Source organism: Amycolatopsis sp. Poz14 (assembly GCF_006704225.1).
Classification (GTDB): Bacteria; Actinomycetota; Actinomycetes; order Mycobacteriales; family Pseudonocardiaceae; genus Amycolatopsis; species Amycolatopsis nivea.
On sequence record NZ_JACLHD010000001.1, the window covers coordinates 4,591,707 to 4,605,352 of the forward strand.

General features: G+C 68.9%; 9 protein-coding genes. 8 read left to right on the top strand and 1 reads right to left on the bottom strand.

The features are described from left to right. Positions 1–327 precede the first annotated feature (327 nt). The 5 genes from FKO37_RS21930 to FKO37_RS21950 all read left to right on the top strand — a co-directional run bounded on the left by FKO37_RS21930 (position 328) and on the right by FKO37_RS21950 (position 5,379). Positions 328–1,503: a branched-chain amino acid ABC transporter substrate-binding protein gene (locus FKO37_RS21930; protein WP_037818084.1), complete on the top strand. Its 1,176-nt coding sequence runs from the start codon at positions 328–330 to the stop codon at positions 1,501–1,503. A 94-nt stretch (positions 1,504–1,597) separates the two neighbouring features. Continuing rightward, positions 1,598–2,611 (top strand): branched-chain amino acid ABC transporter permease, encoded by a 1,014-nt coding sequence (locus FKO37_RS21935; RefSeq protein WP_037818218.1) that lies wholly within the window; start codon positions 1,598–1,600, stop codon positions 2,609–2,611. Further along, a complete protein-coding gene (locus FKO37_RS21940) occupies positions 2,608–3,753 on the top strand; it encodes a branched-chain amino acid ABC transporter permease (RefSeq protein ID WP_037818085.1) in 1,146 nt (381 codons plus the stop codon). Before FKO37_RS21935 ends, FKO37_RS21940 begins: the two co-directional genes overlap by 4 nt. Beyond that, on the top strand, positions 3,750–4,679 hold the full coding sequence (locus FKO37_RS21945; protein ID WP_037818086.1) for an ABC transporter ATP-binding protein: 930 nt from the start codon (positions 3,750–3,752) through the stop codon (positions 4,677–4,679). The genes FKO37_RS21940 and FKO37_RS21945 overlap by 4 nt, the downstream gene beginning before the upstream one ends. Next, the gene (locus FKO37_RS21950; RefSeq protein WP_037818087.1) at positions 4,666–5,379 is read left to right on the top strand and encodes an ABC transporter ATP-binding protein; all 714 of its coding nucleotides are present in this window, start codon (positions 4,666–4,668) and stop codon (positions 5,377–5,379) included. Before FKO37_RS21945 ends, FKO37_RS21950 begins: the two co-directional genes overlap by 14 nt. Before the next feature lie 404 nt (positions 5,380–5,783). Here the strand turns inward: FKO37_RS21950 and FKO37_RS21955 are convergent, their stop codons facing one another. Continuing rightward, positions 5,784–6,179 (bottom strand): hotdog fold thioesterase, encoded by a 396-nt coding sequence (locus tag FKO37_RS21955; protein WP_162836026.1) that lies wholly within the window; start codon positions 6,177–6,179, stop codon positions 5,784–5,786. Positions 6,180–6,286: 107 nt separating this feature from the next. On the opposite strand from FKO37_RS21955, the gene polA reads away from it, so the two are divergent. The 3 genes from polA to FKO37_RS21970 all read left to right on the top strand — a co-directional run bounded on the left by polA (position 6,287) and on the right by FKO37_RS21970 (position 13,629). After that, complete coding sequence (gene polA, locus FKO37_RS21960; RefSeq protein ID WP_134729098.1) at positions 6,287–9,025, top strand: DNA polymerase I; 2,739 nt, start codon at positions 6,287–6,289, stop codon at positions 9,023–9,025. A gap of 699 nt (positions 9,026–9,724) precedes the next feature. Continuing rightward, positions 9,725–11,353 carry a trypsin-like peptidase domain-containing protein gene (locus FKO37_RS21965; RefSeq protein ID WP_238605626.1) on the top strand — a complete coding sequence of 543 codons (1,629 nt, stop codon included), beginning with the start codon at positions 9,725–9,727 and terminating at the stop codon, positions 11,351–11,353. Next, complete coding sequence (locus FKO37_RS21970; protein WP_238605627.1) at positions 11,350–13,629, top strand: serine/threonine-protein kinase; 2,280 nt, start codon at positions 11,350–11,352, stop codon at positions 13,627–13,629. The genes FKO37_RS21965 and FKO37_RS21970 overlap by 4 nt, the downstream gene beginning before the upstream one ends. Positions 13,630–13,646 lie beyond the last annotated feature (17 nt).

The window sequence follows — 13,646 nt, forward strand, 5'->3', positions numbered from 1 at the left end:
GTGTCGGTCACGATGACAGAGGGGATGTTCTTACACTGCCTCCATCAATCGGACGTCAGGTCTAGGTCCGTTCGAGGGGTGCTCGGACACGAAGAGTCATTCACTCGGTCGTTGCAATCAGACGATCGAGTGTAAATCGTCCGTTAATTCTCGTGACGACCGTCACGATGTGGATACAAGACTCGCTGTGACTCTGTGCAACACCTCACCCGGCGGCTACGTTCAGCGCCCAGTCGAAGTCCCACGCAGGGACCCGCCGTTCCGCAGGAGCGTGGCGGGTGGCATTTGGAGGAACGAGTGCAGAGAGCACGACTCACTAAGGTCATCGTGCTGGCCGCGGCGGGAGTCATCTCCCTTGGCGCCTGCTCGGCGCGGACCGGCGGTGACTCGGGTGGCGACAGCGGCGCGCCGCAGGCCGCGGCCCCGTCGGCGGCGGCGAACGCGGCGGACCCGGCGGGAGACGGCAAGGCGCAGTGCGCGCCGACCTCGATCGCCTACGCCGGCACGATCAACGGCGCGAACGCGGCCCTGGGCCAGAACATCCTCAAGGGCGCGAAGCTGGCGGTCGACCAGCACAACAAGGCGAACCCGGGCTGTCAGGTCAAGCTCGCGGAGTTCGACACCGAGGGCACCCCGGACAAGGCGCCGGGCATCGTGACCCAGATCGTCAACACCCCGGGCATCATCGGCGTCATCGGCCTCCCGTTCTCGGGCGAGTCGAAGGCCGCGGGCAACATCTTCAACTCCGCGGGCCTCGTCGCCGTGACCCCGTCCGCGACCAACCCGTCGCTCGCCCAGAACGGCTGGAAGACCTTCTTCCGCGCGCTGGGCAACGACAACGCGCAGGGCCCGGCCGCCGCGAAGTTCATCACCGGCGAGCTCAAGGCCAACAAGGTCTGCGTGATCGAGGACGACTCCGAGTACGGCACCGGTCTCGCCGCCTCGACCGTCAAGGCGCTCGGCGACAAGGCGAGCTGCCAGGACAAGGTCAAGACGAAGCAGACCGACTTCTCCGCCGTGGTCAACAAGATCAAGAACGAGAAGCCGGACGCGATCTTCTACTCGGGCTACTACCAGGAAGCCGCTCCGTTCGCGCAGCAGCTGAACGACGCGGGCGTCAAGGCCAAGTTCGTCGGCCCGGACGGCGTGAAGGACGACCTGTTCGTGAAGGGCGCCGGCGACGCCGCGGCCAACGCGTACTTCACCTGCCCCTGCGTGCCCGCCGACCAGTTCACCAAGTTCACCGACGCCTACAAGGCGGCGACCGGCGTCGACCCGGGCACCTACTCGCCCGAGGCCTACGACGTCGCGACGATCCTGCTGAAGGGCATCGACGCGGGCAAGAAGGACCGCGCCGGCCTGCTGGACTTCGTGAAGACCTACGACGGCCAGGGCATCACGAAGCACTTCAAGTGGGACGACCACGGCGAGCTCGCCGCGACCACCGTGTGGACCTACAAGGTGGAGAACGGGAAGATCGTCCGCAACACCGAGATCAAGTAGCTCACCGCTTTCGGTTCCAGTACCGGGGTGCGGGCCAGGCGGCGAGATCCCGCCAGGCCCGCACCCCGGACCCACATGGAGAACTAGTGTGTCGATGACCCCTGACCTCAGTTCGCTCGTCCTCGCGCAGGGCGGCGGAAGCTGGATCACCTTCGACGTGAATTCGTTCCTGAACCAGTTCTGGGACAACACGATCGACGGTCTTTCCTACGGCAGCATCTACGCGCTCGTAGCGCTGGGCTACACCCTCGTCTACGGCGTGCTCAAACTCATCAACTTCGCCCACTCCGAGGTGTTCATCTACGGCGCCTTCGCGACGTGGTTCACCTTCTACGGCTTGGGTTTCCGCCCCGGTGCGACCCCGGATCTGCCGATCTTCGAACTGATCGGCTTCCTGCTGCTCGCGCTCATCGCGTCGATGGCGGTGTCCGGCGGCACCGCGGTCGTGCTGGAACGCGTGGCCTACCGGCCGCTGCGCAAACGCAAGGCCCCCCGGCTGGTCTTCCTGATCACCGCGATCGGCGCTTCCTTCGTGCTGCAGCAGATCCTGTTCATCTGGCGCGGCGGCAACCCGGAGAACAGCATCCGGCTGCTGCGCAACGACGAGGTGTTCACGATCTTCGGCGGCAGCGTCACGATCGTCACCATCATCACCGTGGTGGCGTCGATCCTGCTGATGGTCGGCACGGACATGTTCGTCAACCGCACCAAGTTCGGCCGCGGCATCCGCGCGGTCGCGCAGGACCCGGACACCGCGACGCTGATGGGCGTCAACAAGGAACGCGTCATCACCCTGACGTTCCTCATCGGCGGCCTGCTGGCCGGCGCGGCGGCGCTGTTCTACATGATGAAGATCCCGCAGGGCGCCTCGTACCAGGGCGGATTCATCCTCGGCATCAAGGCGTTCACCGCCGCGGTGCTCGGCGGCATCGGCAACCTGCGCGGCGCGCTGCTGGGCGGCCTGCTGCTCGGCGTCGTGGAGAACTACGGGCAGTCGCTGTTCGGCGGCGCCTGGCGCGACGTCGTCGCGTTCGCCCTGCTGGTGCTGATCCTCATGTTCCGCCCGACCGGCATTCTCGGCGAATCGCTCGGAAAGGCACGGGTATGACGACGACTACGACGCCGCCCGCCGCTCCGGCGAAGGCGCGCCGCCGTCCGCTCTCGGACTGGTGGAACAGGCTGTCCCGGGTCCAGCAGTGGGGGGTGCTCATCCCGCTGGTGGCGCTGGTCTACCTGCTGCCGGTGCTGAACCCGCCGCTGATCACCACCCAGCCCGGGTACGACTTCCCGATCGCGATGTTCGAGGTGGCCCGCTACGCGCTGGTCGCCATCGGGCTCAATATCGTGGTCGGCCAAGCGGGTCTGCTCGACCTCGGCTACGTCGGGTTCTTCGCGATCGGCGCCTACGTGATGGCGCTCTTCACGAGCCCGGACTCGTCGCTGGCGAAGCTGCCGTTCCTCGTCGTGCTGCCGATCGCGATGGTGGTCACGATGATCTTCGGGGTGATCCTGGGGACGCCGACGCTGCGGTTGCGCGGCGACTACCTGGCGATCGTCACGCTGGGCTTCGGCGAGATCGTGCGGCTGCTGGCCGACAACATCGACCCGCTGCGCGGCAACCGCGGCTTCCAGGGCGTCGGGCACCCGCCGGGAGTGAAGGCGGACGGCAACCCGCTCTTCAACAACACCGACGGCATCCCGTGGTACTGGCTCTGCGTCACGATCATCATCGTGATCCTGTTCGTGGTCGGGAACCTGGAGCGCAGCCGCGTCGGCCGCGCGTGGGTCGCGATCCGCGACGACGAGGACGCGGCCGAGATCATGGGCGTGCCGACGTTCAAGTTCAAGATCTGGGCGTTCGTCGGCGGTGCCGCGGTCGGCGGCCTCTCCGGCGCGCTGTACGCGGGGCAATTGGGCTTCGTGAACAACCAGAAGTTCGACGTGGTCACGTCGATGCTGTTCCTGGCGGCGGTCATTCTCGGCGGCGCGGGCAACAAGGTCGGCGTGCTGCTGGGCGCGATCGTGGTGGCGTACGTGCCGCTGCGGTTCCAGCAGATCGCGGAGTACAAGTACCTGATCTTCGGGCTGGCGCTGATCGTCCTGATGATCTTTCGCCCGCAGGGCCTGCTCGGCGCGCGGCAGCGGCTGCTCGCCTACGGCAGGCAGGCGTACCAGCGGCTGCTCGGCAAGGGCGAACAGGTCAGCAGCGACGGTTCGCTGGTCACCGACAACCCGGGGGAGAAGGCATGACGGTCCCTGGCAACGGAACCGGGCCCGAGGTCCCGGCCGAGGGCGGCCTCGTGGCCGAGGTCGCGAACATGACCGCCGACGAGCTCGCCGAGCACGAGGCCGAGGTCGCCGAGGTCGTCGCGCCGGACCGGGAGATCCAGGCCGGCTACGGGCAGACGCTGCTCAAGGTCGACGACGTCACCGTCCGCTTCGGCGGGCTGGTGGCGCTGGACTCGGTGTCCTTCGAGATCCGGCGCGGCGAGATCCTGGGCCTGATCGGGCCGAACGGCGCGGGCAAGACCACCTGCTTCAACGCGATGACCGGCGTCTACCGGCCGTCCTCGGGGCAGGTGCTGCTCGAGGACCAGCCGCTCGGCAAGACGTCGCGGCACGGGATCACCCAGCTCGGCATCGCGCGGACGTTCCAGAACATCCGGCTGTTTTCCGAGATGACCGCGCTGGAGAACGTGGTCGTCGGCACCGACGCCCGGCACAAGACGAGCCTGCTCGGCGCCCTCCTGCGAGTCCCGCGGCACCACCGCGAGGAGAAGCAGGCGATCGAGAAGGCCATGGCGCTGCTGGAATTCGTCGGCATCGCCGACCGCGCCGCGGACCGGGCGAAGAACCTGCCGTACGGCTATCAGCGCCGGCTGGAGATCGCGCGGGCGCTCGCCACCGAGCCGAAGCTGCTGTGCCTCGACGAGCCTGCCGCCGGGTTCAACCCGGCGGAGAAGGAAGAGCTCATGGGGCTGATCCGGACGATCCGCGACGACGGCTACACCGTCCTGCTGATCGAACACGACATGAAGCTCGTCATGGGCGTCACCGACCGGATCGTGGTGCTGGAGTTCGGCAAGAAGATCGCCGACGGGCTGCCTTCCGAAATCCGGGAGAACCCCGCCGTGATCGCCGCTTACCTGGGAGTTCCCGACGATGACGTTGCTTGAGCTAACCGAGGTTTCCGTCCACTACGGACGGATCCAGGCCGTGTCCGGGCTGTCCATCACGGTCAACGAGGGCGAGATCGTCACCCTCATCGGGGCGAACGGCGCCGGCAAGTCGACCACGATGCGGGCGATTTCCGGTATCCGGCCCATTTCCGGCGGTGCCATCCGGTTCGACGGCGAGGACATTTCGCGGCTGCGCGGGGATTTGCGTGTGGTTCGCGGGATTTCTCAGGCTCCGGAGGGGCGGGGGATTTTCCCTGGCATGACGGTGCTGGAGAATCTGGACATGGGCGCTTATGCGCGCAAGGACCGGAAGAATCTGCAGCCTGATTTCGACCGGGTTTTTGAGTTGTTTCCGCGGTTGGCTGAGCGGAAGACTCAGGTCGGCGGGACTATGTCCGGGGGTGAGCAGCAGATGCTTGCTATTGGGCGGGCGTTGATGGCTAAGCCTCGGTTGTTGTTGCTGGACGAGCCTTCTATGGGGTTGGCACCGCAGTTCATTCAGCAGATTTTCCGGATTATTACGGAGATCAATCGGCAGGGGACTACCGTGCTGCTGGTTGAGCAGAATGCGCAGCAGGCGTTGTCTCGGGCGCATCGGGCTTATGTGCTGGAGACTGGGCAGATTACCAAGACTGGTACTGGGCAGGAGTTGTTGGCTGATACCAGCATCAAGGAGGCTTATCTCGGGGTGGGGTGAGGTCGGCTCGTCGCCTGGCGGCGACATTGCGGCCGGGTGGTGAGACGGGCACCCCGATTTTTCATTGTGACTACGGCGCGGGGGTGCTTGTCAAGGCGGGAAAGATGCCTTGACAAGCACCCCCGCGCCGTGTTTTTGGCGTCGTATCGGGGGTGGGGGAGGTGTGGGTGCCTGGTTCGGTGGGTGCGCTGGCTGCGGTTGGGTGGGGCTAGCGCCCCAATGTGGCATTGGGTGCATGTGACGCACCGAATGCCGCATTGGGTGCGTGGGATGCACCCAATGTGGCATTGGGGTTTCTCAGCAGCGGGCGCGGGTGTGTCGATCCTGGGCGCGGGCGGTCGTGAGGGGAACCCTGGGGGAATCAGAGTTCCTCAGGGTTCCCCTCACGACCACTCTCCGTGGGACTAGGCGCCTGGTGGGCGGTCCCGGACCACGCAGGTGAGCCTGGCGGTGCAGGTGCGGCGGCCTTCGTCGTCGGTGAGCACGATTTCCGACGTGATGGTGCCCCGTCCGACGTGCAGGGGGGTCGCGACTCCGGTGACGGTGCCGGAGCGGACCGCGCGGTGGTGGGTGCAGGACAGCTCAAGACCCATCGCGGCGCGTTCCGGGCCCGCGTTCAGTGCGGCCAGCACCGAGCCCAGGGCTTCGGCGACGGTGGCGTTCGCGCCGCCGTGCAGGAGGCCGTAGGGCTGGAGGTTGCCTTCGACGGGGATCGTGCCGACGACCCGCTCGGGGGTCAGCTCCACGAGCTTCAGCCCGATCTTGTCGTTCAGCTGCTGGTCCGCGGCCGCGGGGTCCATGCCCGCGAACTGGCCCGGCGTGATTTCCGCCGTCTGCTCGGTCACTCTCTGCTCCTCAACCTATGCGACACGCAAGAGTGTCAGACCCTCACCCTAGACTCGCCCCCGTGAGCCCGAGTGAGAACCGAACCGTTGCCAAGACCACAGGCGCCGCCGGTGCGCAGGAACGACCCCGGCTGCTGCTGATCGACGGCCATTCGATGGCCTACCGCGCCTTCTTCGCCCTGCCCGCGGAGAATTTCCGCACGAAGACCGGGCAGGTCACCAACGCGGTCTTCGGCTTCACCTCGATGCTCATCAACCTGCTGCGCGACGAGAAGCCGACGCACCTCGCGGTCGCCTTCGATCTCTCGCGCAAGACCTTCCGGTCGGAGACGTACGCCGACTACAAGGCCAACCGCAGCGCCACGCCGGACGAGTTCCGCGGCCAGGTCGACCTGGTCAAAGAGGTGCTCGAGGTGCTCGGCATCCCTTCGCTCACGAAGGAGAACTACGAGGCCGACGACGTCATCGCCACGCTCACCACGCAGGCGGGCGAGGACTACGACGTCCTGATCTGTACCGGCGATCGCGACGCGTTGCAGCTCGTCACCGATCGGGTGACCGTTTTGTACCCGAAGCGGGGCGTCTCCGACCTCGTGCGGTTCACGCCGGACGCGGTGGAAGAGAAATACGGCCTCACGCCGACCCAGTACCCGGACTTCGCGGCCCTGCGCGGCGACCCGTCCGACAACCTGCCCGGCATCCCCGGCGTGGGGGAGAAGACCGCGGCCAAGTGGATCCGGCAGTTCGGCAGCCTGGCCGACCTGATCGACCGGGTCGACGAGGTCAAGGGCAAGGTCGGCAACGCGCTGCGCGAGCACCTGTCCTCGGTCCAGCTCAACCGGCAGCTCACCGAACTGGTCCGCGACGTGCCGCTGGAGTCCGTGCCGGACCAGCTGGAGCTGCGCCCGTGGGACCGCGAGGCAGTGCACCGGCTCTTCGACGAGCTGGAGTTCCGCGTCCTGCGCGACCGCCTGTTCGAGACGCTGAGCAGCGCCGAACCGGAGGCCGAGGAAGGCTTCGAGGTGTCCGGCTCCGCGCTCGCGCCGGGTGCGCTCGGCGCGTGGCTCGAAGCGCACGCCGGAGCGGCCGAGCCGGTCGCGCTGTCGTTCCGCACCACGGGTTCGTCGGTTCGTTCCGACCTCAAGGCGGTCGCCTTCGCCACGGCTGACGGCGAGGGTGCGTACGTCGACGTCACGGCGATGGACGAGGCGGACGACCGGGCGCTGTCGGCGTGGCTGGCGGACCCGAAGATCCGCAAGATCGGCCACGACCTGAAGGTGCCGCTGCACGCGGTGCGCTCCCGCGGCTGGACGTTCGGCGGGCTCAGCATGGACACCGCGCTCGCCGCGTACCTCGCGCGGCCGGGGCAGCGCACGTTCGGGCTCGACGACCTGGCCCTGCGCTACCTGCACCGCGAGCTGCGCTCGGAAGCGGGGGACGGCGACGGCCAGCTGTCGCTGCTCGACGGCGGCGCGGACGAGCTGGAGCAGAAGGAAATCTCCGCCGAACTGGTGAAGGCCCGCGCGGTCTTCGAGCTGGCCGGCGCGCTCACCACCGAACTGGAGGAGCTCGGCGGCGCGAAGCTGCTGGCCGAGCTGGAACTCCCGCTGCTCGAAGTGATCACCGAACTGGAAGCGGCGGGCATCGCGGTCGACGTCGACCAGCTCACCGAGCTGGAGGCGCACTACCTCAGCCGGGTCACGCAGGCCGCGGAATCCGCGTACGAGGTGATCGGCAAGCAGATCAACCTCGGTTCGCCGAAGCAGCTGCAGGTGGTGCTGTTCGACGAGCTGGGCATGCCGAAGACCAAGCGCACCAAGACCGGCTACACCACCGACGCGGACGCGTTGCAGTCGCTGTTCGAGAAGACCGAGCACCCGTTCCTGCAGCACATGCTGGAACACCGCGACGCGACGCGGCTGCGCACCACGGTCGAGGGCCTGATCAAATCGGTCGCCGACGACGGGCGCATCCATACCACGCTGCAGCAGACGATCGCGGCCACCGGACGGCTGTCGTCGATCGAGCCGAACCTGCAGAACATCCCGGTGCGCACCGAGGAAGGCAGGCGCATCCGCGACGCGTTCGTGGTCGGCGACGGCTACGTCGAGCTGATGACCGCGGACTACAGCCAGATCGAAATGCGGATCATGGCGCACCTGTCGAAGGACGAGGGGCTCATCGAAGCCTTCAACAGCGGCGAGGACCTGCACACGTTCGTCGCGTCGCGCGCGTTTTCCGTGCCCGCCGCGGAAATCACGGCGGAACAGCGCTACCGCGTCAAGGCGATGTCGTACGGATTGGCGTACGGCTTGTCGGCGTACGGGCTGTCGCAGCAGCTGAAGATTTCGACGGAAGACGCGAAAGAGCAGATGGAGGCGTACTTCTCGCGGTTCGGCGGGGTGCGCGACTACCTGCAGTCGGTCGTCGGGGAGGCCGCGAAGCGCGGGTACACCGAGACGATCTTCGGCCGCCGCCGCTACCTGCCGGACCTGAACAGCGACAACCGGCAGCGTCGCGAAATGGCCGAGCGGATGGCGCTCAACGCCCCGATCCAGGGCAGCGCGGCCGACATCATCAAGGTGGCGATGCTGAACGTGCACCGCTCCCTCTCCGAAGCGGGCTCGCGCAGCCGCGTGCTGCTCCAGGTCCACGACGAACTGGTCCTGGAAATCGCCGACGGCGAGCGTGCGGACGTCGAGAAACTGGTCCGCGAGGGCATGGGCTCGGCCGCGGAACTCACCGTGCCGCTGGAGGTTTCGGTCGGATACGGGCGGTCGTGGAACGAGGCCGCGCACTGAGTTGAGGCACGCCCGGGGCCGGTCGGCGACTGGCCCCGGGTACTCAGGCACAGCGGGGCTGGAACGGACTCGGCGAGTCCGAGCGGGCGGGCACGAGTCGGCCGTGCGGGCGAGGGAGTCCGGCCAGCGATCGCGGTTCGTCGGCGTGGACGAAAGAAATCGGCGGCTCGCCCGTTCGGACGAGCACGAGCGGGGATTCACGGATCTTCGCCGCGGGCAAGGCAATCGGCGGCACATCCGGGCAAGCGCGCGAATCGGCGGCACCGGCGACAGCTCTGCGCCGAAGGCGAACACCGGCACGGGCAACGGGATCGGTAGCGAATCCAGCTGAGCAAACCCGCGCGGGCAACGGGATCGGTAGCGAACCCAGCCGGGCAAGCCCGCACGGGCAACGGAATAGGTAGCGAACCCAGCCGGGCAAACCCGAATCAGCAGCCTCCGCAGATTCGCCGGTCGCCTCGGCCAACCCGCGTCGAACCGGGCGCGGAAGGCCCAGAACCCTTGCCCGCCAACCCAAGCAAGATCGCCACCACCGTCGCGGCGATCTGACTGCCCGCCAGCACGATGCGACTCCCCGAAACCGGTGTCACCCACGAGAAGTGTCTGCACGCCGCTGAACGGGTGAGCTTGCTGCTCCAGCGTGGGCCACTTTCCGCGAACGCCGCCCGGGCCGCCGATCGCGCGGCGTAGGGTCCCCTCGTGGGGTACCAGGCCGAGCGTCGACGCTGGCGGGTTCGCCTGCGCGACCGCACCGGCGGGATCCGCGGGGCAGGCACCATGCTCGACGAGGACCATGTGCTCACCTGCGCGCACGTCGTCGAGCGGGCGGGCGGGCCGGACGCGGACGTCCTGGTCGATTTCGTCGGGCTGCCCGGCACCCCGGTCGGTTCCGGCCGCGTCGTGCCGGGGGCGTGGGTGCCGCCGGGGCCGGACGAGCGCGGCGACATCGCCGTGCTGCGGCTGGCCGAGCGGGTGCCGGGAGCCAAGGGCGCGCCGTTGTACCGGATGCCGTTGTCCGACGGGCAGGCCGTGCGCGCCTACGGGTTTCCGGAAGGCGCGGACGAGGGGCTGTGGACGTTCGGCGAGCTCGCCGGCGAGGGCGGGCCCGGATGCGAATGGGTGCAGCTGGGCCGGAAGAACGACGACCAGCCGATCACCGGCGGGTTCAGCGGCACCGCCGTGCTCGACGAGGAGACCGGCCGCGTGGTCGGCATGGTCGTGTCCCGCTACCAGGCCGAGGGCGAGCGGGTCGCGTGGATGATCCCGGTCGAGACGATTCTCGGCTACCTCGGCGCGGACCGGTGGGGCCGGGGGAGCCCGGCCGTCGACCATACCTTCGGCCGCGAACTCGACCGGGTCGCCTACGACCCGCAGTTCGCGCGCGAGGTCGTGGGCTGGTTCGGCGAGGGGCGCGGCGTGTGGATCGTCGTGACCGGCGAGGCCGGGTCCGCGAAGGCCGCCGCGCTGGATCTCGCGGTGGTGCTCGCCGACCGGGAGCGTTCGGCGGCGGCGAACGCACTGCGCGACACCCTGGCCAAGGAAACCTTGCCGCCGGCGGGAAGCGTCGACCTCGCGGTGGACGCGGCGGGCAAAACCTCGGCTCAGGTGCGGCAGCGGCTCGCCGAGCGGCTTGACCTCACGCTGGACAACGGGGTGACGCATTCGGGCGTCGGCCGCACCGTGGTGGTGAACGCGATCGACGACGCGGCCGAGCCGGAACAGCTGATCGGCGAGGTGCTCGCGCCGCTCGCGGACCGCGCCGCGGGGCTGGGGATCCGGCTCGCGCTCGGGTTCCGCCGCGAGTCGTCGCCGGGGCTGACGGAGTTGCGGTCGCGCCGGAACGGAGCGCGCCCGGACGGGTTGGCGCGCCGGATTTCCGCGCTGGACAAGCAGATCGACGAACTCGCCGCGATCGAGGAACACCTCTCCGAACTGGCTCCGCGGTTCGCGGTGAGCGACATTCCGCCGCCGCGGGTGCGTCGCCGCCGTGGTGCGGTGAGCCGCTTGCAGGAAGCCGCCGATCTCGGGGAGGTCGCGTGGGCGGAACGACACGTCGAGGAAGTCGCCGGGGTCGTGGCCGCCGATCTGGCCGCGGCGAAAAGCGCGCGCGATCGCCTGGACGCGGCACATGACCGCCGTACCGAGTTGAGGTTTCGTCTCGACGGTTACGGAGAGCGCGCCCGCGCAGCCGGCCGGGTGGAGGATCCGCTGCTGGATTCGTTGTACGCCAACGCTTGGCATCTGCTATACGAGGGCGCGTGCGATCCGGAGGAGGCCGCGGCGGCCGTCGAGGCGTTCGGTGCCGCGGTGCGCAAGGGGAATCGATGACCGCCTGCGCCCGCCCGAACTGCTCCGGCACGATCAGCCGCGCAGGGTTCTGCGCGAAATGCGGCTGGGCACCGGGATCCGAGCCGAAGAAGCCGCCGCCGAAAGCCGACGCGACGCTCGTCATCCCCGCTCCTGGCGCGAGCCGGATCGCCGACACCGTCGTCACGCGGGAGCAGCAGACCGCCGGGCACGGCACCGGCGACGACTACATCCCGCTCCCGGTAGTCGTCCTGCCGGACATCGCCGGGCGCGTCCTCGCCGATCCGCACGTCGCCGAGGACGAACGGTACTGCGGCAAACGCGGTTGCGGCGCGCCGGTCGGCCGCTCGGCGGGTGGCCGTCCCGCGCGCACCGAAGGCTTCTGTTCACAGTGCGGCACGCCGTTTTCCTTCTCTCCCAAGCTGTTTCCGGACGACGTGGTCGACGGCCGCTACCAGGTGCACGGCTGTATCGCCCGCGGCGGCCTCGGGTACGTCTACCTCGGCACCGACCTGCGGCTCAAGCAGTACGTCGCGCTGAAAGGCCTGCTCAACACCGGCGACGAAGCCGCGGTGCGGATCGCCGAGACCGAGAGCCAGGTGCTGACCTCGCTCGACCACCCGAACATCGTCCGGATCCACGACGTCGCCACGCATCCCGATCCGCACGGCGGGCCGGACGCGCGCTACATCGTCATGGAGTTCGTCGACGGCCTCCCGCTCGCCGAGGTGATGCGGCGCGGCCGCGCGATGCTCGACGGGCCCGAGGGCAAGCTGCTGGTCGAGCACGTCGTGGCATACGGCCGGGAGATCCTCACCGCGCTCGGCTACCTGCACGAACAGGGGCTGCTGTACTGCGATCTGAGCCCGCAGAACGTGATCCACGGCGAGAAGCGGGTCAAGCTGATCGATTTCGGCGCGATCCGCAAGATCGGCGACCAGACCAGCCCGATCGTCGGCAATCCGCGGTTTCAGATCGGCGCGACCGAACTGGACGAGCACGGTCTCACCGTGCGCTCGGACATCCACACCGTCGGCGCGACGCTGCGCGACCTGTTCCGCTGCAGCGACGGCTGGCCGCGTCCGGCCGACAAACGGATCGCGCTCGGCGTCGAATCCTTCACCCAGGTGCTCGACCGCGCGACCGGGCCGTACGAGCACCGGTTCGCCACCACCGGCGAAATGCTCGTGCAGCTCGACGGCGTCCTGCACGAGATCCTTTCGCTGCGCGACCGCCAATCGCGCCCGTCGATCTCCACCCTGTTCACCGAAGCGGCGGTACTGCTGGACGCCGGGCTCGGCCAGCCGCGGCCGGTCGGGGAGTGGGTGCGTCGCGCCCGGCGTACCGCGGGCCCGCTCGGCGCGCTGCCCGCACCGCTCGACATCGCGCTCGGGTTGCCGGTGCCGCACGAGGATCCGCACGATCCGGCGGTCGCCTTCTTGCGCACCGTCCGCGCACCGGATCCCGCTCGGCTGCTGAAGAAACTCGAACGGGCAGACTCGACGGTCGAGGTCGAGCTGCGCCGCTGCCGGGCCTGGCTCGAACTGTCCGAAGCGGACTCAACCGGCGCGGAGCAAGCCGCGCGACGAGTGGACGCGGCCGAGAAACTGCTCGGCGCGCGGGCGAAGCACGACTGGCGGATCGCCTGGCATCGCGGGCTGGTCGCGCTCGCCGCCGGCGCTGTGGAGAGCGCGCAGACCTGGTTCGAGCGCGTCCACCGCGACATCCCGGGCGAGGAGACGCCGAAGCTCGCGCTCGGCCTGTGCGCGGAGCACTGCGGCGGCCCGAAGAAGGCGGCGCGCTACTACGACGCGCTGTGGGTGCGCGACCATCTGCAGGTCAACGCCGTTTTCGGGCTGGCTCGCGGGCATCTGCAGCTGGACGAGCGCACGGCCGCGGTGGAGCTGCTGGACCAGGTCCCGGAGTACTCGCGGCACGACGAGGCGGCCCGGATCGCCGGAATCCGCGTGCGCGCGGGCATCCTGCCGGTGGGCGACGCGCTGCCCGACATCGAGGACCTGGCCGAGGCGATCGACCGGCTGTCCGCGCTGGAAGTGGACCGCGACACCGCGGATCGGCTCACCGCAGAGGTCCGCGAGAGCGCGTTGCGGTGCTTCCTGGCCGGGATGCGCGGGATGCCGCCGGGCCCGGTGCTCGGCGAACGGCTCGACGAGCACGGGCTGCGGCTGCTGGTGGAGCAGTCGTACCGGCGGATCGCGCGCCGGGCGGGTTCGGCGGAGTACCACGACGCTTTGGTCGACCGCGCGAACGAGACGAGGCCGACGACCTGGGTGTAGGCGGCGAAGGGGCGAGG

Bases quoted from the DNA above. Each gene is read 5' to 3' on its own strand.
- FKO37_RS21945 (WP_037818086.1), top strand. From the start codon at position 3,750: ATGACGGTCCCTGGCAACGGAACCGGGCCCGAGGTCCCGGCCGAGGGC.
- FKO37_RS21955 (WP_162836026.1), bottom strand. From the start codon at position 6,179: ATGGACCCCGCGGCCGCGGACCAGCAGCTGAACGACAAGATCGGGCTG.
- FKO37_RS21950 (WP_037818087.1), top strand. From the start codon at position 4,666: ATGACGTTGCTTGAGCTAACCGAGGTTTCCGTCCACTACGGACGGATC.
- FKO37_RS21940 (WP_037818085.1), top strand. From the start codon at position 2,608: ATGACGACGACTACGACGCCGCCCGCCGCTCCGGCGAAGGCGCGCCGC.
- FKO37_RS21970 (WP_238605627.1), top strand. From the start codon at position 11,350: ATGACCGCCTGCGCCCGCCCGAACTGCTCCGGCACGATCAGCCGCGCA.
- FKO37_RS21935 (WP_037818218.1), top strand. From the start codon at position 1,598: ATGACCCCTGACCTCAGTTCGCTCGTCCTCGCGCAGGGCGGCGGAAGC.